The organism is Campylobacter concisus (assembly GCF_003048605.1).
In the GTDB taxonomy this organism is placed as follows: domain Bacteria; phylum Campylobacterota; class Campylobacteria; order Campylobacterales; family Campylobacteraceae; genus Campylobacter_A; species Campylobacter_A concisus_BM.
The window spans coordinates 139280-161881 of sequence record NZ_PIRX01000003.1 but is presented as its reverse complement, the minus strand read 5'-3'; the positions used below and the strand labels follow the sequence as shown (position 1 = coordinate 161881).

Annotated in this window: 23 protein-coding genes; 14 read left to right on the top strand and 9 right to left on the bottom strand. The window is 38.9% G+C overall.

Translation table 11 applies throughout. The annotated features are described in order from the left end of the window. Position 1: 1 nt before the first annotated feature. Genes leuS through yajC form a run of 5 tightly spaced genes read right to left on the bottom strand, consistent with a single transcriptional unit; the run spans position 2 to position 5650 of the window. A complete protein-coding gene (gene leuS / locus CVS86_RS03235; protein ID WP_107790954.1) occupies positions 2 to 2467 on the bottom strand; it encodes a leucine--tRNA ligase in 2466 nt (821 codons plus the stop codon). 8 nt (positions 2468 to 2475) lie between these two features. After that, entirely contained in the window at positions 2476 to 2814 is a 339-nt protein-coding gene (locus tag CVS86_RS03230) for a DUF6394 family protein (protein WP_002942000.1), read from the bottom strand. Positions 2815 to 2823: 9 nt separating this feature from the next. Continuing rightward, complete coding sequence (gene secF / locus CVS86_RS03225; protein ID WP_107790953.1) at positions 2824 to 3795, bottom strand: protein translocase subunit SecF; 972 nt, start codon at positions 3793 to 3795, stop codon at positions 2824 to 2826. Between the two features lie 2 nt (positions 3796 to 3797). After that, entirely contained in the window at positions 3798 to 5378 is a 1581-nt protein-coding gene (gene secD, locus CVS86_RS03220; RefSeq protein ID WP_107790952.1) for a protein translocase subunit SecD, read from the bottom strand. Continuing rightward, the gene (yajC, locus tag CVS86_RS03215) at positions 5378 to 5650 is read right to left on the bottom strand and encodes a preprotein translocase subunit YajC (protein WP_002941849.1); all 273 of its coding nucleotides are present in this window, start codon (positions 5648 to 5650) and stop codon (positions 5378 to 5380) included. The genes secD and yajC overlap by 1 nt, the downstream gene beginning before the upstream one ends. Between yajC and CVS86_RS03210 the strand changes: the two genes are divergently transcribed. After that, entirely contained in the window at positions 5626 to 6918 is a 1293-nt protein-coding gene (locus tag CVS86_RS03210) for an apolipoprotein N-acyltransferase (protein ID WP_199906511.1), read from the top strand. The genes yajC and CVS86_RS03210 overlap by 25 nt on opposite strands. A 42-nt stretch (positions 6919 to 6960) precedes the next feature. Here the strand turns inward: CVS86_RS03210 and metK are convergent, their stop codons facing one another. Next, the gene (gene metK / locus CVS86_RS03205) at positions 6961 to 8166 is read right to left on the bottom strand and encodes a methionine adenosyltransferase (RefSeq protein WP_107790950.1); all 1206 of its coding nucleotides are present in this window, start codon (positions 8164 to 8166) and stop codon (positions 6961 to 6963) included. 138 nt (positions 8167 to 8304) lie between these two features. Between metK and sstT the strand changes: the two genes are divergently transcribed. The 13 genes from sstT to CVS86_RS03140 all read left to right on the top strand — a co-directional run bounded on the left by sstT (position 8305) and on the right by CVS86_RS03140 (position 20047). After that, positions 8305 to 9672 (top strand): serine/threonine transporter SstT, encoded by a 1368-nt coding sequence (gene sstT, locus CVS86_RS03200; protein ID WP_413784220.1) that lies wholly within the window; start codon positions 8305 to 8307, stop codon positions 9670 to 9672. A gap of 87 nt (positions 9673 to 9759) precedes the next feature. Further along, positions 9760 to 11481, top strand: a complete 1722-nt coding sequence (locus CVS86_RS03195) for a M3 family oligoendopeptidase (protein ID WP_107790949.1) — start codon at positions 9760 to 9762, stop codon at positions 11479 to 11481. A 1-nt stretch (position 11482) separates the two neighbouring features. After that, positions 11483 to 11932: a hypothetical protein gene (locus CVS86_RS03190; RefSeq protein WP_107790948.1), complete on the top strand. Its 450-nt coding sequence runs from the start codon at positions 11483 to 11485 to the stop codon at positions 11930 to 11932. A gap of 51 nt (positions 11933 to 11983) precedes the next feature. Then, positions 11984 to 14053, top strand: a complete 2070-nt coding sequence (locus tag CVS86_RS03185) for an ATP-dependent helicase (RefSeq protein WP_107790947.1) — start codon at positions 11984 to 11986, stop codon at positions 14051 to 14053. Beyond that, a complete protein-coding gene (truB, locus tag CVS86_RS03180; protein ID WP_107790946.1) occupies positions 14050 to 14871 on the top strand; it encodes a tRNA pseudouridine(55) synthase TruB in 822 nt (273 codons plus the stop codon). The genes CVS86_RS03185 and truB overlap by 4 nt, the downstream gene beginning before the upstream one ends. After that, positions 14865 to 15095, top strand: a complete 231-nt coding sequence (gene csrA, locus CVS86_RS03175) for a carbon storage regulator CsrA (RefSeq protein WP_002941828.1) — start codon at positions 14865 to 14867, stop codon at positions 15093 to 15095. Before truB ends, csrA begins: the two co-directional genes overlap by 7 nt. Then, on the top strand, positions 15092 to 15835 hold the full coding sequence (locus CVS86_RS03170) for a 4-(cytidine 5'-diphospho)-2-C-methyl-D-erythritol kinase (protein WP_107790945.1): 744 nt from the start codon (positions 15092 to 15094) through the stop codon (positions 15833 to 15835). Before csrA ends, CVS86_RS03170 begins: the two co-directional genes overlap by 4 nt. A 14-nt stretch (positions 15836 to 15849) precedes the next feature. Continuing rightward, the gene (gene smpB / locus CVS86_RS03165; protein ID WP_035142320.1) at positions 15850 to 16302 is read left to right on the top strand and encodes an SsrA-binding protein SmpB; all 453 of its coding nucleotides are present in this window, start codon (positions 15850 to 15852) and stop codon (positions 16300 to 16302) included. Between the two features lie 8 nt (positions 16303 to 16310). Continuing rightward, the gene (locus CVS86_RS03160; RefSeq protein ID WP_107790944.1) at positions 16311 to 16907 is read left to right on the top strand and encodes a thioredoxin; all 597 of its coding nucleotides are present in this window, start codon (positions 16311 to 16313) and stop codon (positions 16905 to 16907) included. A 62-nt stretch (positions 16908 to 16969) separates the two neighbouring features. Continuing rightward, positions 16970 to 17404: a flagellar basal body rod protein FlgB gene (flgB, locus tag CVS86_RS03155; protein ID WP_009294075.1), complete on the top strand. Its 435-nt coding sequence runs from the start codon at positions 16970 to 16972 to the stop codon at positions 17402 to 17404. 8 nt (positions 17405 to 17412) lie between these two features. Then, the gene (gene flgC / locus CVS86_RS03150; RefSeq protein ID WP_012139981.1) at positions 17413 to 17913 is read left to right on the top strand and encodes a flagellar basal body rod protein FlgC; all 501 of its coding nucleotides are present in this window, start codon (positions 17413 to 17415) and stop codon (positions 17911 to 17913) included. Next, the gene (gene fliE, locus CVS86_RS03145) at positions 17913 to 18206 is read left to right on the top strand and encodes a flagellar hook-basal body complex protein FliE (RefSeq protein ID WP_002941937.1); all 294 of its coding nucleotides are present in this window, start codon (positions 17913 to 17915) and stop codon (positions 18204 to 18206) included. Before flgC ends, fliE begins: the two co-directional genes overlap by 1 nt. Positions 18207 to 18214: 8 nt before the next feature. After that, positions 18215 to 20047, top strand: coding sequence for a peptidoglycan D,D-transpeptidase FtsI family protein (locus CVS86_RS03140; protein ID WP_021085499.1), 1833 nt, complete (start codon positions 18215 to 18217; stop codon positions 20045 to 20047). Between the two features lie 88 nt (positions 20048 to 20135). Here the strand turns inward: CVS86_RS03140 and CVS86_RS03135 are convergent, their stop codons facing one another. From CVS86_RS03135 to CVS86_RS03125, 3 genes are read right to left on the bottom strand one after another with little or no spacing between them, the layout of a single operon-like run. Further along, positions 20136 to 20597 carry a response regulator gene (locus CVS86_RS03135; RefSeq protein ID WP_103630300.1) on the bottom strand — a complete coding sequence of 154 codons (462 nt, stop codon included), beginning with the start codon at positions 20595 to 20597 and terminating at the stop codon, positions 20136 to 20138. A gap of 47 nt (positions 20598 to 20644) precedes the next feature. Then, positions 20645 to 21598 (bottom strand): ferrochelatase, encoded by a 954-nt coding sequence (gene hemH, locus CVS86_RS03130; protein WP_107790943.1) that lies wholly within the window; start codon positions 21596 to 21598, stop codon positions 20645 to 20647. Beyond that, positions 21598 to 22467 carry a Gfo/Idh/MocA family protein gene (locus CVS86_RS03125; protein ID WP_107790942.1) on the bottom strand — a complete coding sequence of 290 codons (870 nt, stop codon included), beginning with the start codon at positions 22465 to 22467 and terminating at the stop codon, positions 21598 to 21600. The genes hemH and CVS86_RS03125 overlap by 1 nt, the downstream gene beginning before the upstream one ends. Positions 22468 to 22602: the final 135 nt, after the last annotated feature.

Below are 22602 nucleotides of genomic sequence, written 5' to 3'. Positions count from 1 at the left end.
TTTATCCTTTAATGACAAAATTTACTAATTTGCCTTTTATATAAATCTCTTTTAAAATTTCTTTTCCTTCAAGCCATTTAGCTACATTTTGCTTAGCTTGTTTTAAAATTTCACTCTCACTTTCGCTTGCTGCTACTTCAAACTCAGCCCTTTTCTTGCCATTTACTGTAACTGCAAGAGCGATGCTATCTTTTACAAAGACCTCTTCTTTTACAGCTATCTTTGTGAAATTTTTTCTGCCAAAAAGCTCTTCGCTAAGCTCATTTGCGATATGCGGCACGATAGGCTCTAGTAAATTTAAGATGATGAAAAAGCCCTCAGCATTTACGTCGTCATTATCTTGCGCATTTATAGCGTTTAGCGCCTCCATGCAAGCAGCGATTAAAGTGTTAAAAGCAAATGTATCGCCAAAAACCTCGGTTGATTTTTTAAGCGCTTCATAAATTTTAAGCCTTGCAAATTTCTCATCTTTATTTAGACTTTCGTGATCTATCTCAGGCAGCTTGTCTATCTTTTTGATAGTTTGCGCCTTCTCCCAAAGCCTATTTAAAAACCTAAATGCGCCCTCAACTGCACTGTCATTCCACTCAAGCTCTTTTTGAGGAGGAGCAGCAAAAAGGATAAATAGCCTTGCCGTATCGGCGCCATATCTATTTATGATATCATCAGGGTCTACGACATTGCCCTTGCTTTTACTCATCTTTTTGCCATCTTTTAAGACCATGCCTTGAGTTAGTAAATTTTCAAACGGCTCATCATCTCTTAGATAGCCAAGGTCTCTTAAGACCTTTTGGAAAAATCTAGCGTACAAAAGGTGCAAGATCGCATGCTCGATACCGCCGATATACTGATCTACATTCATCCAATAATTCACGCTCTTTTCATCAAGTGCTTTTTGTTCCCAACTCTTCTCATCGCTTGCAAATCTAGCAAAATACCAGCTACTCTCTACGAATGTATCCATCGTATCAGTCTCTCTGATCGCGTCTTGGCCGCATTTTGGACACTTTGTAAATTTCCAAGTTGGGTGTTTATCAAGTGGATTTCCCTCGCCTGTGATCTTGACATCTTCTGGTAGCGCGATAGGTAAATTTTCCTCTTTTTCAGGCACTACGCCGCAGCATTTGCAGTGCACAACAGGTATTGGCGCACCCCAGTATCTTTGGCGAGAAATTCCCCAATCTCTTAGCTTATAGTTTGTGATCCTTTTGCCAAGACCATCTTTTTCAAATTTCTCTATTATAAAGCTTTTGGCATCCTCTGAGCTAAGGCCGTTTATCAGCTCAGAATTTATGGCAACTCCGTATTCTGAGTACGCTTTCGAGCCGTCATTTTCGCCCTCAAGCGGCTTTACGACTGGTTTTATAGGTAGATTAAATTTACTTGCAAACTCGAAGTCTCTTTGATCATGAGCAGGAACAGCCATGATAGCGCCACTGCCGTAGTCAGCTAGGATGAAATTTGCAACCCAAACTGGGATCTTTTCATTTGTGAGTGGATGAACGACGTAAATTCCTAAAAACTCTCCATCTTTATCGCTTGCTTGGCGCTCTCTTGGGCTTTGATTAAGTATGGCTTTTATCTTTGCCTTTTTATTTTCATCAAATTTATCACTTTCAAGAAGCGCTTTTACGATAGGATGCTCTGGCGCAAGGGCTGTGTAGCTAACGCCATAAATCGTATCAGGTCTTGTTGTAAATACCTCAAAGCCGTCAAATTTACCACCTAAAGTCTCTTTTGAAGCCTCATCAAGGCTAAATTTAAACTCCAAGCCATAGCTTCTGCCGATCCAGTTTTCTTGCATTGTGATGACTTGATTTGGCCATTTGCCATCAAGAAGTTTTAGATCCTCAAGTAGCTCGCTAGCGTATTTTGTGATGTTGAAGTAGTATCCTGGAAGCTCTTTTTGCACAACATCATTACCGCATCTCCAGCATTTTCCGTCTTCAACCTGCTCGTTTGCAAGCACGGTTTGATCGTACTCACACCAGTTTACGATGGCATTTTTTCTATAAACAAGCCCTTTTTCAAACATCTTTATAAAAAAGCTTTGCTCCCACTTTGTGTAAAGTGGGTCAGATGTAGCTAAAATTCTCTTTTTAGAGAATGAAAAGCCAAGGCTTGCAAGCTCCTTTTTCATATAGTCGATGTTTTCGTAAGTCCAAATTTTAGGGTGAATTTTATGTTTTATGGCTGCGTTTTCAGCTGGCATACCAAAGCTATCAAAGCCGATAGGATGAAGCACGTTAAAACCGCTTTTTCTATATGATCTAGCCAGCGCATCACCGATAGAGTAGTTTCTTACATGCCCCATATGTATGCGTCCGCTTGGATATGGAAACATACTTAGGATGTATTTTTTTGGCAAGCTTAAGTCGTCTTTTGGCTCAAATTCTTCATTTTTATCCCAAATTTCTTGCCACTTTTTTTCTATCTTTAAAGGCTCATATTTTCTCTTCTCAGCCATTTTTTCTCCTAAAATTCTTCTTGTGATTTGCTTGATTCTATTAGTACCAAGGCTAGTGAAAATATATTTGCAATGACTGCACCAATAGCTAGTGAATAGCTAAGCGTTGCATTTTCAGAGACTTGCAAAATAACAAAAGCTGGTATAAGGTGCAAATCAGCAACCAGCGAGCTAGCAAAAAGCTCAGCTGATAGTAAATTTTTAACACCGATCTTAAGTAGCGTAGAAACTAAATTTATACTAGCTGCCACAAAAAGGGCGATCTCGTTTTTATCATATAAAAACTCCGCCGTAGTCGTAAGACTCATCAGCGCAAAAAATATGTAGATAACTTTTCCCCAGTTCATTATCCCTCCTTACACAACGCCTTTTTCAAACATAGCACGCTCTTTATCACGCTCTTTTTTGATCCTTTGCTTCTCAGCCTCTCTAGTCCTAAAATGCTCGATGCTAAATTTAAACCAGATAAGAAATGGTGATGAGATGTAGATCGAGCTGATCGTTCCTATAACGATACCAACGATAAGGATAAATGAAAATCCATGTATCATATCTCCACCAAATAAAAATAACACAACAACAGTCATCATCGTAGTGGCTGAAGTTAGGATAGTCCTTGAAAGTGTGGCTGAGACTGACTCATTGATAACGCCCTCGATATCAGTTCTCTTACTCTCTTTTATACCTTCTCTTATCCTGTCAAAAATGATGATCGTATCGTTTAGTGAGTAGCCAAGCACCGTTAATACAGCCGCTAGAGTGTCTAAATTTACATCGATATCAAATAGCGAAATAGCACCAACAGTTATAACGATATCGTGAATTTCAGTTGCGATCGCAGCTAGCGCAAATCGCCATTCAAATCTAAATGTGATATAAAGAAGCACGCCAATTAGTGAAATTCCAAGGGCCATTAGGCCTTTTTCTCTAAGCTCGTCACCAACCTTTGGACCAACGATATCAACACGTCTTACCTCAAAATTTCCAGTATCTTTTAAAATTTGCTTTATCTCAGTGCCGATGTCACCAGTTAAATTTGAGCTTGATCCTGAAAATCTAATAACAGCCTCATCTTCACTTCCAAACTCAGTAACAGAGGCGTTTTTAAGCACTTCATTTGTGCCAAAAGCGTCGCGAATTTTATCAAGTGGCGCTTTGGTGTCGTATTTTAGCTGGATAAGCGTACCACCAGAAAAATCGATGCCGTAGTTTAAACCCTTTGTTGCAAGCAAAAAGATCGAACCAACAAATAAAAATATAGAAAATGCGAGTGACACAAATCTAAACCGCATAAAATCATAAACTTTTGCCTTAGTGAAAATTTGCATCTCTAGCTCCTTTTATAACCAAACCAAAGTCTGGTATTTCCGCTTTTTTCTATCTTATCCATGACTGCATCAAACATGCCATGTGTGCCTAAAATGGCTGTTAGCATCGAAGCCATGATGCCTATCGCCATTGTCACAGCAAAGCCTTTAACTGGACCAGTACCATAAGCATAAAGCACCGCAACTGTGATAATGGTAGTTAAGTTTGAGTCGATGATCGCACTCATAGCGTGCTCATAGCCTTTTTGCACGGCCGTTCTTATCGCCACACCTTCACGCAAGAGCTCACGTATACGCTCATTTATTATGACGTTTGCATCAACCGCCATACCAATCGTTAGCACGATACCAGCCATGCCTGGCAGAGTAAGTGTCGCTCCAAAAAGCGCCATGACAGCTACTAATATAACAACGTCTGCAACTAGCGCGATATTTGCAAAAATTCCAGAAATTCCATAATAAACTAGCATAAATAACACGACTAAAATAGATCCAGCAGCAAGCGCTACCATGCTTTGGTTGATGCTCTCTTGTCCTAAAGATGGACCAACACTTCTTTTTTCTAGCATCTTAACAGGTGCTAAAAGTGCGCCACTTCTAAGCGCGATCGCTACGTCGTGAGCCTCGTCAAGTGTAAAGCCACCGCTGATCTGGCCGCTGCCGCCACCTATTCTTTCATTTATAACTGGAGCTGAATAGACCTTGCCATCAAGCACGATAGCAAGCCTTTTGCCGACATTTGCACCAGTAAAATCACCAAAAATTCTAGCACCTTCTGAATTTAGTGTGAAATTTATGATCGGAAGGTTATTTTGCTGAGAAAATGCGACCTTTGCGTCAGTTAGCATCGAGCCATCAAGCACAGGGATATTTTTAACGACATATTTTACGCGGTCATTTTTAGCATCTTTAAAGATGACGTCACCATAGCTTTCAGCCTCTGCCTCGCTCATGGTATTAGCCTGATCTTGTCTTTTATCATCAACTGCCATAAGCTGCAAGTGAGCGGCCTTTGCGATAAGATCTCTCGCTCTTTGCTCGTCCTCTTCAGTCTTTATGCCAGGAAGCTCGACTAGGATATTGTCTTTGCCTTGTCTAGCGACTGTTGGCTCAGCTAGACCAAACTGATCAAGCCTGTTTCTAATGGTCTCAACAGCTTGTGAGATAGCGTACTCGATCGTATCAAGCCTCTCTTGCTCTGTAAGAGTGATATGATAGTTTAGACCATCTTTTTTGATATCAAGCCCTTTTATCTCAGCCAAAGCCTTATCAACCTTTGGAGCCTCGTCACTATCAAGTAGTGTAAAATCAACACTATCTTCTTTTATCTTAAATTTATCAATGAGCACATCTTCTTTTTTGGCATAATAATTTATGCTTCCAGCGATTGACTTGATCTTAGAGTGGATGGCTTCGTTAGTTTCAACACCAAGAAGCATATGAAGACCGCCTTGAAGGTCAAGTCCTAGCGAAATTTTAGCTCCGCTTTGAGTCTGAAAAAAAGATGGCACCGAAAAGCCAAAACCAAAAACTATGGCTAATATTAATATAATCAGCCTATATGTAACTCTTGCGTTACGCATTATTTATCTTCGATCTTTTTAGCTACAAACTCGCGTGCTATACGAACGATTACATCATCGTTAAGTTTAACTTTGATAAAATCATTTTCGGCTTTAATCACTTCGCATATAAGTCCGCCATTAGTTACTATCTTATCGCCTTTGTCAAGAGCTGCAAGCATTGCTGCGTGGGCTTTTTGTTGTTTTTGTTGAGGTCTGATAACCAAAAAGTAAAATATGGCGAAAAGCACAACAAGAGGTAGTAATGATGTTAAAAAATCAGCGTTTTGCATGGATTTCCTTATTTGTAAGATTTTTAAACGGACATTTTAGCACTAAAATTATAATAAAAGCCTTTGTCGGTGCTTTTTTGCTTTCTAATTTCATTTTTTTAGCTATGGCTGAAAATCAAATTTTAAATTTCATCTCACCTTTTCTTACGCTAGCTGGAATTTACGTCATCATAAATTTAAGCAGAGCTGGCTTTTTTGCGGCTGGCTTTTTCACTGGAATTTTGTGGTTTTACTGGATCGGCTTTAGCTTTATCTACTACGAGCTTGTCTGGCTTATACCATTTGTCATCCTCTTTGTAGCCCTTGTTTATGGACTTTTGTTTTGGATAGCCTCTTTTCCAAGCTTTATATCACTAAGAGCCGTTTTACTATTTTTAATAAGCTATGTGCACCCATTTGGCTTTAACTGGTTTAACCTTGAAGCGACACTTGTTTTAGGGGCTTTTGAGCCAAATACTAGAGGACTTATATTTGTTTTTTTAGCAGCCATTTCTTTGAGTGTAAAAGGTAAAATTTTAAAATTTATCCTAGCTTTTATCTGCCTCATCGCTGCTTTGCAGTTTAAAAGTAGCGAGGCAAAAACTCTGCCATTTGACGTGGAGCTAATAAACACCAATGTCGCTCAAAGGGTGCGCTGGGATAAAAGCTTACGCATGAAATTTACAAATGAAAATTTAGACTTGATAAATAGCGCCATAGCCGAGCAAAAACGTCTCATCGTGCTTCCAGAGAGCGCGTTTCCATTATTTATGACAAATGAGCCACTGCTTGTTGATGAGTTAAAAGAGCTTTCAAAACAGATAACTATCGTAGCTGGCGCGCTTGCTTATGAAAATAAGCAAATTTATAACTCTGCATTTTTGTTTCAAGATGGCACTCTAAGGCGAATGGATAAGAAATTTTTAGTGCCATTTGGAGAAGAAATTCCTTTGCCAAAATTTATGCAAGATGCGGTAAATAAGCTATTTTTTGGTGGAGCTAGCGACTTTAAGAAGGCTGAAAATTTTAGCGACTATGAGATAGACGGAGTTAAAATCAGAAACGCTATCTGCTACGAGGCAACAAGAGAGGAGCTTTATAGGGGCGAATTTGACGTGGTTGTGGCTATCACAAACAACGGCTGGTTTGTGCCAAGTAGCGAGCCTGTGCTTCAAAGACTACTTATAAAACACCTTGCTACAAAGTATGATAAAGCGGTCTATCACAGCGTAAATGGCTCAAAAAGTGAGATAATAAAGCCCAAAAAAGCATTTTGGGATGAGTTTTAAAAGAAATTTAAAGTGGCTTTCAAAATAAAGCCACTTTTTTGATTATTTTTTTAGTAAAGCCTTAAAAGTATCAACCGCATCAAGCTTTTCCCAAGGGTATTTTGCATTTCCCACTTGGCCTTTTGCAGCTACTTTTGCATATAAAAATGTCTCTTTGCTTGGCTTGTCAAGACCAAATTTATTTGTTATCCAGCGAGGTGTTAGAGAAAAATGCTCGCTTACAAAATTTGAAAGCATGTCGTCATTTACGCCGTTTGTGTGAGTTCCCATGGTATCAACGCTAACTGAAGTTGGCTTTGCAACGCCTATTGCGTAGCTTATCTGAACGATACATTTTTTAGCAAGACCAGCTGCGACTATATTTTTAGCTATCCAGCGCGCTGCGTAAAGTCCGCTACGATCAACCTTTGTGTAGTCCTTGCTCGACTGAGCTCCACCGCCTATCGGGCTATATCCGCCAAAGCTATCAACGATTAGTTTTCTGCCTGTTAGACCACTATCGTGAAGTGAGCTGTGATTTACATATCTGCCTGTTGGGTTTATATAAATGATCGTTTTTTCTTTATTATATAGCTCTTTTGGAAGGCCAGTTTCGTCTATTAAATTTTGTATTAGTGCGCGAAGCTCTTCTATCTTCATGCTCTCCACGCAAGGTGCTGAGACGACGATAGTGTGAATGCTTTGAGGTTTGCAGTTTTCAAAGTTGTCTTTACTGCCGTAATCAATCGTAACTTGTGTTTTTATATCAACGCCAAGCTTATCAGGGTTTGCTTTGGCAAATTTATAGACTTTATCGCAAAGCATTCTTGCATAAGTTATAGCTGCTGGCATAAATTCTTTCGCCTCGCAGCTTGCAAAGCCAAACATGATGCCTTGATCGCCTGCTCCGATCTCGCCATCACTTTGATCAACGCCTTGATTTATATCTGGACTTTGTTGATTTAAGCAGACTTTAACCTCGATATCATCTGGGTGCAAGCACTGCTCTTTTGTAAAGTTGCTCTTTCCGTCATATCCAATATGCGCAAGAGCGTCTTTTACGATCTTTTCGTAGTCTTTATAAGAGAGTTTTACCTTTGAGTTTATCTCTCCGCCTATTACTATGTTTTTTCCAGCGACAAAAACTTCGCTTGCAACGCGTCCATTTGGATCTTGCGTTAAGATAGTATCAACAATGCTATCAGCGATAATATCAGCGCATTTATCTGGATGACCTGGACTTACAACTTCAGAAGTAAATAGATACATTTTCGTCCTTTTCCTTGGTTAAATTTTCGTGCAATTGTAACAAATCTATATAAAAAGCTAATTAATCTTTTTAAATTTCTTTATATTTAAAAATCATTTAGCTAAAATCAACAAAAAACTAATTTATTAAGGTGTCAAATGAATATGTTTAAAAACATTGCAAGAAGATACGCCGACGGAAATTTGATCGTTCAAATTTTAGTTGGTATCATTTTAGGTGCCCTAGTTGGCTTTTACACACATTATCAGGCAGCCCCTTACAACCAAATCTCAGCCAAAATTCAAACCATTCAAAAAGAGAGTGGCTTAAGCGTAGATGAAGTTATAAAAACTCGTCTTAGCCAAGATGAAGCAAAACAGCTTGATGAAGCCAAAGAAAAGGCTAGTTCGGCTGATTCTATCGCTGCTTCGGCTTCAGTTTTAGGAGATTTGTTTAAAGGCGCTCTAAAAGCGATCGCACCTATTCTTGTATTTGTTTTAGTTGCAACCTCTATCATTTTAAAAGATTTTGGTCATACAAAAGGTATGCAAAAGATCATCGCACTCTACCTCGTTGGCACCTTTTTAGCAGCTGTTGTGGCAGTCATTGCTAGCTTTTTATTTCCTATGGAGATACCGCTAAAAGGTCTGCAAAGCGCTGATATGTCTGCCCCACAAGGCATCACAAACGTGCTAAAAGATCTTATTTATAAAATGGTTGAAAACCCGATAACCGCCCTAGCAAATGGCAACTACATAGGCATCATCACATGGGCGATAGGTGGTGGCATCGCTATGAGATATGCCACAGCTGAGACCAAAAAAGTATTTAAAGATATAAGCGACGGCGTAACTCATATCGTTAAATTTATCATTAGACTTGCTCCATTTGGCATCTTTGGTATGGTTGCTATCAGCATTCACGACACTGGATTTGAGGCACTTGCAGGATATCTCAAACTGATCTTGGTTCTCGTTGGTGCTATGCTTGTAGTGGCATTTATCGTCTATCCAGCGATGGTTTTTGCACTAACTAAGAAAAATCCTTATCCACTTGTGATGATCTGCCTAAAAGAGAGTGCTATTTCGGCGTTTTTTACAAGAAGCTCGGCTGCAAATATCCCTGTAAATATGGCACTTTGCAAAAAGCTTGGGCTAAAAGAGGAGCTATACTCTATCTCTATCCCACTTGGTGCCACCATAAACATGGGTGGTGCAGCAGTTACCATTAGTATCCTAGCACTTACTGCGGTAAATTCGATCCCATCTATCACGGTTACATTTGGCGATGCACTACTTCTATGCTTCATCTCAGCCCTTGGCGCATGCGGCGCTTCAGGCGTGGCTGGCGGATCACTACTTCTAGTGCCATTAGCGTGCGGACTTTTTGGCATCGGCAATGACATCGCTATGCAGTTTGTCACAGTTGGCTTTACGATAGGCGTCATCCAAGACTCAGTTGAAACTGCGCTAAATAGCTCATCAGACGTGCTTTTTACAGCCGTAGCCTCAGAGACTTCAAACTAATCTTCATAAAATTTCAGCTAAATTTTGGCTGAAATTTTACTTTTATCCATTTTTTTGTAAAATGTCCCAAAAATTTAAAGGATAAATATGCAAATTTGGGATCTAAAAGCACTTTTTGCAAACGAAAAAGAGTGCGAACAAAATGCACTAAATTTACAGACAGAGTGCGAGAAATTTAAAGATAAATATCTTGAAAATTATGAAAATTTAAAAACAGATGAGTTTTTAAAGGCATTTGAAGAATATGAAAATTTGATAGCTAAAATTTCAAAAGTAATGACCTATGCTTTTTTAAATTTTGCCAAAGATACAAGTAAAGGCGCATTTTACGCAAAGATCGATGAGATCGCGACAAAAGCAAATGAAAATTTGATATTTTTTGAGATCAAATTTAATGAATTTGCCCCTAAAAAACAAGAAGAGATCATCAAAACCTCTAAAAAATATGGCTACTATCTAAGCAACCTCGCCAAAGCAAAACCACACCAACTAAGCGTTGCCGAAGAGAGAGTGCTACTTCGCACTGCAAGCACCGGAGCTGAGGGCTTTTCAAGGCTTTTTGATGAGAGTATGAGCAAGATGAAATTTAAATTTAAAGGCGAGCTTTTAAATGAAGAGGAAATTTTAGCCAAGCTTCATGAGAGCGACCAAAGCGTGCGAAAACTAGCCGCCAAAAGCCTCTCAAATGAGCTTAGCAAGCACCAGCACCTTCTTGGCTACATATATAATATGATAAAAACTGATCTAAAAACGAGCTGCGAGCTGCGAAATTTCAAGCTTCCTGAAGAGCCAAGACACCTTGAAAATCAAATCAGTAAAAAAAGCGTTGATTCGCTCATCGCTGTGACGGAGAAAAATTTTGATTTAGTTGCTAAATTTTACGAGCGAAAAAGAGAAATTTTAGGCCTTAAAAAGCTTTATGACTACGATAGATACGCACCTCTTAGCAGCGAAGGCGAGTATAAATTTGATGAGTGCAAAAAGATAGTTTTAAAGGCATTTGGGACATTTTCACCTAAATTTGGAGATATAGCCAAAAGCGCCTTTAATGACGGCTGGATCGACGTTTATCCAGCGCCAAACAAGCGAGGTGGCGCGTTTTCTCACTCAGGATCAAGCGACACGCACCCTTATGTTTTGCTAAATCACACAAACCAGCGAAGAGACCTTTTCACGCTTGCCCACGAGCTTGGTCACGCTGTGCATCAAAAGCTCTCATATAGCGTAAGTTACCTAAACTCAGACACTCCACTAACCACGGCTGAGACGGCTTCAGTCTTTTGCGAGATGTTAGTTTTTGACCACGTAAAAGACGGCCTTAGCAAAAAAGAGAAAATTTCACTGCTCGCTGGCAAGATCGAGGATATATTTGCCACGCTTTACCGCCAGATAAATTTCACCACCTTTGAAAGGGCCGTGCACGCGCATGAGGGCGAGATCAGCCTAGATGAGCTAAATAAAATTTGGCTAAAAGAGAGCAAAAAGATGTTTGGCAAAAGCGTCACGCTAAATGACTACTACAAAATTTGGTGGAGCTACATCCCGCACTTCATTCACACGCCATTTTACTGCTACGCCTACTCTTACGCGCAGCTTCTTGTGCTTGCACTTTTTGGGCTTTATAAAAGTGGCAAATGTAAAAATTTTGTCGAAATTTACACCGAGTTTTTGAGCCTTGGTGGGAGCCTCAGCCCAAGGGAGCTTGTGGGTAAATTTGGCTTTGATATAGATGATAAAAATTTCTGGCAGATCGGCATAAACGAGGTCAAAAAACTAGTAGATGAGTTTTTAGAAATTTCAAAGGATTAAGATGTTAGACGAAATTTTAGACGATGAGAAATTTGCGCTTTTGATGAAGATGCACGTCTATGAGTGCATTGATTTTTTACTTGAAAAGGGGCTAAATTTCTCAGTTATGGCAAATTTACCGCTAGTTAGATTTGAGCCTAGCTTGCCAGATGAGATAAGCAGTGGCTTTAGCATGCCAGTCATTATGTTCTCACTTGGTGGCTACACGCTTGAGAGTGCTAGGCTAACACAAGATGAGCTTAGCTTTGAGGCTGGCTTTGGTAGTGAAAATTTTGCCTCAGTGGTATCATTTCCACTTGGTGCGGTGGTTCAAATTTTGGTTGAAAATAGCCCGATCCTTGTAAATTTCTCCATTTATAAGCCAAAAGAGAAGCAAGTCGATCACGCTAAAAAATCAGCCTCAGTCTTTTTGCAAAACCCAAAAAATAAAGATATATTTAAGAAAAAATAGTAATTTTAAGCATTTTTGGCTAAAATCAAAAGAAAATTTAAAAAGCGAAAAATGGAAAATTTACTATCAAATTTAAACGAAGCCCAGCGCGAAGCAGCCACCCACATAGACGGTGCGATGCTCATACTTGCAGGTGCTGGCAGTGGCAAGACAAAGACGATCACGACTAGGCTTGCCTATCTCATCGGCGAGGTTGGCATAGATGCGGCAAACACGCTAACTCTTACTTTTACAAACAAAGCCGCCAACGAGATGCGTAGCAGAGCCATGGCGATGCTAAGCCAAAGCGGCAAAAACTACTCGCCGCTTCTTTGCACATTTCACAAATTTGGACTTTTGTTTTTAAAGCTCTACATAGAAAAGCTTGGTAGAAAAAACAACTTCGTCATAATCGACACAGACGATAAAAAACGCATCATCAAAAGCTTTGAAAGTCCAGTCGCCACGGCTATTTTGTCAAGTGAAATTTCAAACTATAAAAACTCACTTTTAAGCGTCGAAGAGGTCTATAAAAATGCAAATTTCTCTTCATTTGACAAAAGCAAGGATAACTTTTACAAGCAAGCAGCGCAAATTTATGAAAAGTATGAAGACTATTTAAAGGCAAATAACCTTGTTGATTTTGACGATTTACTAGGGCTTACATATAAAATTTTAGACGAAAATGAAGATCTTGCTAGAGAAATTTCAAACCGCTACAAATATATAATGGTCGATGAGTATCAAGACACAAACGATCTTCAGTATAAACTGCTAAAAAAACTCTGTCTATGCCACGAAAACATCTGCGTAGTAGGCGATGATGACCAGAGTATTTATGGCTGGCGCGGTGCAAAGATAGATAATATCTTAAATTTCAAAGATCAATTTAAAGATGTAAAGATCATCAGACTTGAGAAAAACTACCGCTCGAGCGAGGCTATACTAAAGGCTGCAAACGAGCTAATAGATCATAACCGCAACCGCCTTGGCAAGAAGCTTGTGGGCACAAAGGGCGAAGGCGAGGCTGTAAATTTGATAGAGAGCTTTGATGAGAGTGTCGAGGCTGGCAAGATCGCAAAAAATATAAAAGAGCTTTTAATTAAAGGCGTGCAGGCAAAAGATATCGCTATCTTATACCGCATAAACGCGCTTTCTCGCTCACTTGAAGATGGGCTAAACAAAGAGCAGATCGCATATAAAATGGTCGGTGGCGTTAAATTTTATGAAAGAGCCGAGATCAAAGATATCATAAGCTACCTAAGGCTGATAAACAATCCAAATGACGACTTTTCAATAAGACGCATCATCAACCGCCCAAAGCGCGGCCTTGGTAAAGTAAGCCTTGATAAGCTTGAAAAGATGGCATTTGAGGGCAAAATTTCCATTTTCGAGGCGATCTCAAACATCTCTGATAACGATGAAGCCTTTAGTAAAAAGGTAAAATCAGCCCTTCTTGAGTTTGCAAATAACCTTAAAGAGCTTCAAGAAAGCAGCTCAGTTTTTGACCTCATAGATAAATTTGAAGCTAAATTTGGCGTAAAAAAATACTACGAGAGCTTGCCAGATGGAGCTGAAAGAGCGGCGAACATCGACGAGTTTTACGCTGTTTTAAAAGATCAGATCAAGCAAAATCCAAGCTTTGATCTGGAGGAGTTTTTAAACGAGATCACGCTAACAAGCGAGCAAGACGGCATCAGCGACGAGGCTATTAGTATCATGAGCGTGCATGCGAGCAAGGGACTTGAGTTTGAGCACCTTTTTGTGATCGGCCTTGAAGAGGGATTTTTCCCGCTCATTGGCGACGGCAGCGACATCGAAGAGGAGCGCAGGCTTGCTTATGTAGCGATAACAAGAGCTAAAAAGACACTTAGCCTAAGCTTTGCAAATTCGCGCTTCTACAAAGGTCAGCGCACGAGGCTAAATAAGAGTAGATTTTTAAGCGAGAGCGGTATCACGCATGGCTCGCTAGTTATCGAACAGAGCAATGAATTTAAAAAAGGCGACCTTGTTAAACATAAAATTTTTGGTATCGGCAGGGTGAGCGCGGTTAGCAAGATCAAAAAAGAGTTTAAACTTACTATAAATTTTGGTGGCAATGTAAGAGAGATCATGTCAAGCTTCGTGGAAAAGGCCGTATGAACGCCATTTTCGTGGCAAACAAGCCTGCTGGCATGAGCTCAAACCACTTTTTAGGACGACTAAAGAGAAAGTATGGCGTTAAAAAAGCTGGATTTTCAGGCACGCTTGATCCATTTGCGAGTGGCTGTCTGATAGTTGCTTTTGGCTCGTATACGAAATTTTTTAGATTTTTAGACAAAAGCCCAAAGGTCTATGAGGCGACGATCTGGCTTGGAGCTAGCAGTCCTAGCATGGATAATGAAAATATCACTGAAATTTCAAATGTAAAAGAGCTAAATTTAGAAAAGCTTGAAGCCATAAGAGGCGAGCTAACAGGCAAGATAAGCTATATCCCGCCAAAATTTAGTGCCAAACATATAAATGGCACAAGAGCTTATAAGCTAGCAAGAAGTGGCGAAGAATTTGAGCTAAAGCCAGAGACAATGGAAATTTATGAGAGTGAAATTTTGAATTATTCACACCCTTTTTTGACACTTCGTTTAAGTGTAAGTGAGGGGAGTTACATCCGCTCTTATGCAGAAATTTTTGGGGAAAAAATTGGTTATAATGTAACTTTAAGCTCATTAAAGAGGGTAAGTGAGGGTAAATTTCGCTATGAAAATGAAAAATTTTTAAATATTTGCAATTTTTTAAATATTGAGCAAAACACGTATTTTGGGGACATTAACAACATACTAGACGGCAAGAAATTAAAAATTAACGATTTTGAAACACAAACACAAGGAATTTATTTGCTAAATTATGATAAATTTATGAGCGTAATCCAAATCATGGATGATACTATAAATTACACTTTAAACAAGGTAGAAAAATGTTAATCTTAGCAAGAAAAGAAAACGAAGAAATTTTACTAGGTAACGACATAAAAGTCGTCGTAGTAAGTATCTCAAAAAGCACCGTTAAGCTTGGTATCGAGGCCCCGCGCAACACAATGATACTAAGAAGCGAGCTGGCAAACGATATCAAAAACGAAAATATCCACGCCACCAAAAAAGCAAGCGAAGCCGATATCCACGAGCTTGCGAAAAAAATCGAGAAATGAAAAGCTTTGCAAAGATCAACGTCTTTTTAAAGGTAGTTGGCACTAGAGGCAACTACCACGAAATTTTGTCACGTTTTGTTCTTTGCGAGCAGCTTTTTGATGAAATTTATTTTGAAAAGTCAAATTCTTTTACTATCGAATGCGACAACAAAGAGATAAAAGAGAACATCATCCAAAAAGCGATAGACGAGCTAAAAAAAGCTGGCTTTTCAAACGAGCTAGATGAGTTTTTTAGCTCTCATAAAATCATCATCAACAAACAAATCCCAATAGGTGCTGGTCTAGGAGGAGGTAGTTCAAACGCTGCCACCTTTTTACTAATGGTAAATGACGAGCTAAATTTAAATATAAAATGCGAAAATTTGATGCAAATAGCCTCTAAAATCGGCGCAGACGTAGCCTTTTTTGTAAGTGGATATAGGGCAGCAAATGTAAGCGGCATAGGCGAGATCACAGAAGAATTTGACGATGAAGTGCCAAATTTAAATATTTTCACGCCAAATGTTTTTTGCTCCACACCGATGGTTTATCAAGAATTTAGAAGCAATTTCTTACAATACATAGACGTTAATGTTGCAAAAAAGATGCAAAATTTAAAGAGCAAAGAGCTACTTGAAATTTATAAAAACGAGGAGCTAAACGATCTTTTTGCTCCATGCTTTAAGCTCTATCCACAGATGAACGAGTTTAGGGATAAATTTCTAAGCGGCAGCGGCAGTAGCGTATTTAGCGTAAAATAAAAGGTAAAATTTTGATAAAAGATCTAGCGAAAAACAAAAAAGCTTTGCACGACTTTAGCATACTTGAGACCTTTGAGGCTGGTATCGTTTTAAAAGGCAGCGAGGTCAAGGCTCTAAGGGCTGGCAGAGCAAATTTAAAAGATAGCTTTGTGCGCGTCATAAAGGGTGAGCTTTTCTTACTAAACGCTCATATCAGCTATCTTGAGACTACACACAGCGCATTTCGTCCAAATGAGCGAGCAGCCAGAAAACTTTTGATGCATAGAAAGCAGATCGATAAAATTTTCGGTCAAGTCTCACAAGATGGGCTTACTTTGGTTGTTTTAGCACTTTATCTAAGCGATAAAAACATCGTAAAAGCAAGGCTGGCCCTTGCAAAAGGTAAAAATTTACACGACAAGCGCGAGACTTTAAAAAGACGCGAGGCAGACAAAGAGGCAAGAGCTGCCATAAAAAGATATGTTTAAGGGATAAGATGAAAAATTTACTTGTTTTAATAATCGCTTTATTTGCTTTTTTTGGTTGTGGCGAAGATGAGAGCAGCAGTGGAAATTTTAAAGAATTTAGCCCAAATGAAGAGATTAAACTTGTAGATGTGAGCGGCAAGGAGCTTACTTTAGTTAGAAAAGATCATGGCTTTGCTATCAAAAATGATGAAAATAAGGTTTTAATGATCGACATTTTTGGCACATTTTGCCCACCTTGCCAAAAAGAGGCGGCTGAACTTACAAAATATCAGCTTGAAAACAAAGATAAATTTACACTAATCGGACTAACTCACTTTGAAAATGTCACAAATGAGTATGTTTTGCATGAATTTATGCAAAAATTTAACGCCTACTACTTCATAACAAACGATCAAAAGATAAATGACAGGCTTGCCGAGCAGATCGTAAGAGATATCGAATACAAACACGAGATCGCACTACCTTTTAAAGTGGTGATAAAAAACGGCGAATATCAAATTTTAACAGACGTAGATAGTGGACAATACGGAGTTAAATACTATCTTGGCGGCATAAAAGTCACAAAAATGAAAGAAGATTTGGCAAAAATTTATGAAACAAAATAAATTTGCCTTATATTTGGAACATCATTTGCTTATAAAAGTGTGAAATTTTAGAAGGACTTTAAATGTTTGTTTTAGATAGATCAAAATCTAGCCCGCTCGTCGAATCAGCCCTTGCAGGCAGAGAGCTACGCCAAAAACTTATCTCTGGCAACCTTGCAAATGTTGATACGCCATTTTACAAGGCTAGAGATGTAAGATTTGAAGATGTTTTAAGAGAAAAAGCAAATGAAATTTACAACGTTTCAGAGAGCAAAAAACTAAATTTAGCTAAAACAAACGAAGCGCACATGGCTGCGGTTGATTTTCCAAAAAGCGACACAGCTCAAATTTTCTTGCGCGATGGTCACATGGCTAGAAACGACGCAAACACGGTTGATCTTGATGTTGAGACAACAGAAATGGGCAAAAACACAGTTATGATAAACGCCCTTGATAGCGCCTACAAGGCTCAGGGCAATATCTTTAAAAGCGTAATAGACGCAAGTGCTAAGAACTAGGAGAGATGATGTCATACTTAAATGATTTTGATATTAGCGGATACGGACTAAGCGCGCAACGCTTCAGGATGAACGTCATCAGCTCAAACATAGCAAACGCTCAAACCACAAGAACGGCCGAGGGCGGTCCTTACAGAAGACAAGAGGTCATCTTTAAAGAGATGAACTTTGATAAAATTTTAAACGATCAGCTTAAAAACTCACAAAGTCTGCTTGACTATGAAAATCCACTAGATGATCCAAGCTCACCCAAAAACGCTCACCCTGCCCTAACTAGCGTGATCGTAGATAAAGTAGTGCGCGATGACAAGGACTTTCAGCTAAAATACGACCCAAGCCACCCAGACGCAAATGCAAATGGCTACGTCGCATTTCCAAATATAAACCCAGTCATCGAAATGGCTGACTTGCTTGAGGCGACAAGGGCTTATCAAGCAAATGTAGCGTCATTTCAAAACGCAAAAACAATAGCACAAAGTGCAATATCACTTATTTCAGGACAAGCATAATGATAAATAGCATAAATTTAGATAAGCTAAACAAAAACGAAAATTCAAACAAAATAGCAAAAGCGGGCGAAGAAGGCGGCTTTGAAAACGCACTAAACGACTCTTTAAAAGAGCTAAACAAAGTTCAAATAAACGCCGATAAAGCCATAGCTGATCTTGCAACTGGCGAGGTAAAAGACTTGCACCAAGCAGCTATCGCCATAGGCAAGGCAGAGACCAGCATGAAGCTTATGCTAGAAATTCGCAACAAAGCGCTAAGCGCATACAAAGAAATTTCAAGAACGCAAATTTAAGCCATTGAATGAATTCCAGAAAATCAAAAATAACCATACTTTTTTTATTAATTACTTTTGGAATTTCAATCTTTGTGCTCGTTATATTTTATAGAGCAAGCATCGAGCGAAAGCTTCCTAAGCTTCAAACAAGCGACGTAAATACCGCAATCCGTGGCAATATCGTCACAAAAGACGGCTTTAGCATCTCATCAAGCCAAAAACTCTACAAAGTGATGCTTGACACCAGAAACATCGATCCAAACAAAAAAGAGATGTTCATCAAGCTCTACTCGCTTTACAGCGGCGATGATCCAAACAAAGTAAGAAAGATCATAAACGGCACAAAAGGTCTTGTCACGCTCTCTTATAGCATCGACGCAAAGGGCGCTACCTACCTTCAAGAGCTTTCAAGAAAGCTAAACCGTAAGGGCATTTTGATCTCATATCTTGATCCAAAGACTGGGCTTGCCTCGTTTCAAGGTATGCGCGTGATGGAGAGCGGTCAAAACCGTAAATTTATGTCAAAAGACGCCTTAACGCCAGCTATTGGCTACGTGAGCAAAACAGAGAGCGACGCACTTACCAAAAGCAAAGGTGTAAAAGGGCTTGAGAGATACTACGAGGACTACCTAGCTCCGATACAAAACGCCAAAATCCTTGGCCCGCGTGATATCGGCAACAATATAATCTTAACCAGCGATTCAAATTTAGCAACGAGGGTTGATGGCTACAACGCGGTGCTTTCTGTACCGCTTAAATTTCAAACTAAGTTAGAGCAAATTTTAGATGAAAAACGTGAATTTCTAGACGCAAAAGAGCTAATCATTTGCATAATGAATAGCAAAAATGGAGAAATTCTAGCCCTAGCTTCTAGCTCAAGATATGATCCATCAAATATAAGAAAGCAAGACTACAGCGCGCTAAATTCGAGCGCAAGCGAGTATGCATACGAGGTTGGATCGGTTTTTAAGCCATTTATCTTCTCCATACTGCTTCAAGAAAAAAAGGTAAATCCTTTTGAACTAGTAAATACCTATAATGGTCGCTATCAGCTAGGCAAAAGGATCATCAAAGATACCCACCCAGAGCCATTTATGAGCGCTGAAGACATCATCGTACACAGCTCAAACATCGGTATGATCCAGCTAGTAGAACGCCTAAATGGTCCGCAAATTTATCAAGGGCTTTTAAATTTTGGCTTTTCAAGAAAGACTGGCATCGACCTGCCATACGAGCAAGTAGGTATGATGCCAACGGTTACTAAACTAAACTCATCGACCTATAAAGCGACAGTTAGCTACGGATACGGCCTTCAAGCGACATTTATGCAGCTTTTGAAAGCTTATAACACCTTTAACAACAAAGGCATAGAGGTGACGCCGCACATGGTGGCATATCTGGAGCGAAACGGCAAGCGCTACGATCTGCCAAAAGCAGAGCCAGCACAGGTCATCTCGCAAGAGACCGCAAAGATAATGAAGAGAATTTTGATAAAAACAGTTGAAAAAGGCACTGGTTTAAAGGCATTTACGCCAGGTCTTGAGATAGGCGGAAAAACTGGCACCGCACACATCGCTTCTGGCAAAGGCGGATATAGCAACACCTATAATGGCTCGTTTTTTGGCTTTGTAAATGACACGAGAGGCAACAGCTACACCATAGGCGTTTTAGCAAGAGACCCTAAAAAGCCTTACTACTACTTTGGTGCGCAAAGTGCGTTGCCGACATTTAAAAAGGCCGTTGATCTAATGGTTGAAGATGGTTATTTGTTTCCAGATCCTAATGTCATAGCTGAGTTTGAAGCTAAAAAAGATAAGCTTAAAAACGATAAAGCAAAGCAAAAACCAGCGTTAGATTAAATTTAACTTCTAAGATAAAAATATTAAATTTCAAATTTAGGGTTTAAAGTAGAAATTTGGATCTAGGCAAGTGGCCTAAATCCAGAATTTATGCAAGTCCAAGTTCATTTAAGACAGAGCTTAAATTTACAGAATTATTTGTATTTTTGCCAAGGCTATTTTGCTTCTCAAGCAGTGTTTGGCTAGTAAGTGCCATGTTTAGCTCTTTGCGGTAGTCACTTAAAATTTTATCCATTATTTTAAGTAGCTCATTTTTTTGATCCTGCGTTTTGGTCGGATCATTTATGCTTAAAAGCTCAGTTAGCTCCTCTTTTTTCTGAGCTATTTTCTCTTCTATCTTGTTTGAATTTAGCTCATTTATAAAGCCAGCAGCACCAATCTCTGTAAGCCTTTTCTTAAACTGCTCAAGCCTATCTGAAACCTTTGCCTCGCTCGTGATCTTATCAAGCGTTAGACTTAAAATTTCATCAAAACTATTTTTTTTATCTTTAGCTTTGCCTGAGCCTGACTGCAACAAATAATCGATAATATCGTTATTTTGAACCTTCATACATCTCCTTTTAAATTTGAGATGCTTTTTATAAGCAAGATTTATTCCTAAAGGCTAAATTCTCTAGCGTTTTTTGACTTTTCTAGGATAAAACTAGCAAATTCATCACTAAAATTTGGACACTGAACGACTTTGTAAAAACTAAAATTTAGCTCTTTAGCAAGCTTAGCATACTCGATAACTAGCTCAAAAATAGTCTCAGAGTTGTCTATACAAAAAGAGAGCGGATAGATAAGCGCTTTTTTATTTTCGCACTTTGCCAAAGCCTCGTTTAGTGATGGCTCTAGCCATTTAACTGGGCCAAGACGTGACTGATAAGCAAGGCTCACATCTTTAAAATTTAGCCCCTGCTCTTTTAGCATTTTGCCTAAAATTTGCACATGTTCGTTTATGTGTTTTTCGTAGATATCGCCCTTTTCTATGATCTTGCGGGGTAAAGAGTGAGCTGAAAAGATGAGGCTAATATCGCTTATATCGATATCTTTTACCGCTCCCTGGATATGAGAGACAATGATCTTATTGTAAGCGTCATCATCATAAAATGGCTCGCAAAGTGAAATTTTAGCTTTAAAATTAAGCTCCTCTTTTGCCTTTTTAAAATCAGCTAAGCTCGAAGTTATCGTAGTTTGTGAGTGATGAGGATAGAGTGGCAAAAGCACTATCTCATCAAATTTTTCATACTTTTTAAGCACATCTTTTACAAATGGCGAAGTGTAGTTCATCGCAAAATCAACCGCGTCAAATTCGCTTTTAAGGCTTGAAATTTTCTCACAAAGCTTAGCAGTAAGCTCGCAAAGTGGCGACTTGCCACCTATTTGCTCGTAGTTGTGCTTCGCAGTTTTTAGCCTGCCTTTTGTGATCATGAAAGCTACAAATTTTCTTAAAAATTTATTTTTTATACCCAAAATATATGGGTCATTAAACATATTTGTTAAGAAAATTTCGACATCATCAAGGCTGTTTGCACCGCCCATATTTAAAAGCAAAAGAGCTTTTTTCATCAAAATAGTTCTCTTATTTTTATCGCGTCATCGATGTTTGAAAGTTCGCTGCTCTCGCCACTTTGGCAAAGATCGTAAAAGGCCTCGTATTGCGCTTTTAGCTCGCTATTATTTGTATCTATCTTTAAATTCATCTGTCCATTTTCGCTCACTTGATGAAGCTTGTGATCGATGAGATCGCCAAAATAGACGCCATTTTTCGCATTTACCTCTATCTTAAAGCGCTCTAGTGAGCCACAAAATGAGTTTGTGATATGCACTAGAATTTGATTTTTACTTTTAAAGCTTATCGCCACGTTATCGGCACTTTTGGCATTTGTCTTGTTTGTTTGAGTGTAGTAAAAGTCGCTGACTTCAGAATTTATGATATTTTTTGCTAGGTCGATGTCAGAAACTGAGAGCTCATTTATGATATTTCCGTCGCAAAGTGGCTTAAAATGTGCGATAGAAATGCTATAAATTTCTTCTTCTTTTAAAAGTGCTTTTTTAAGTGACAAGATAGTTGGATTAAAACGCTCAGAAATTCCCGTGCAAACCCTAGTTTTGTTTGTTTTAGCGGCATATTTTATCTCTTTAAGATCTGCGATACTTTTAAAAACTGGGCGTGAGATGAGGATATTTTGACAATATTTTGCACACTGGCAAAATGCCTCCACCATCTCCTCTCTTGGCGAGCAAAGCACGACTGCTTGAGGCTGGGCAACCTCTATAAATTCTTTAAAATCAGTATAAAAATCAGCTCTGCAAAACTCATCAACATTGTCTTTGTCAAAAATGCCACAAATTTCAAACTCGTTTGAGCGTCTAAGCTCTAAATAATGTTTTTTACCTGTGCTGCAATAGCCGATAATGCCGATTTTTAGCTTCACATTCACCCTTTAAAACTTTAGAAATTTTTAATTATTTTATTTACAAATCGCTTTTAAATAGATAAAACAAGAGATAGTTTTCAAAATATCACTATTTTTTCTCTTTTTAGAATTTCGCAAACGAATTTTGGCTAA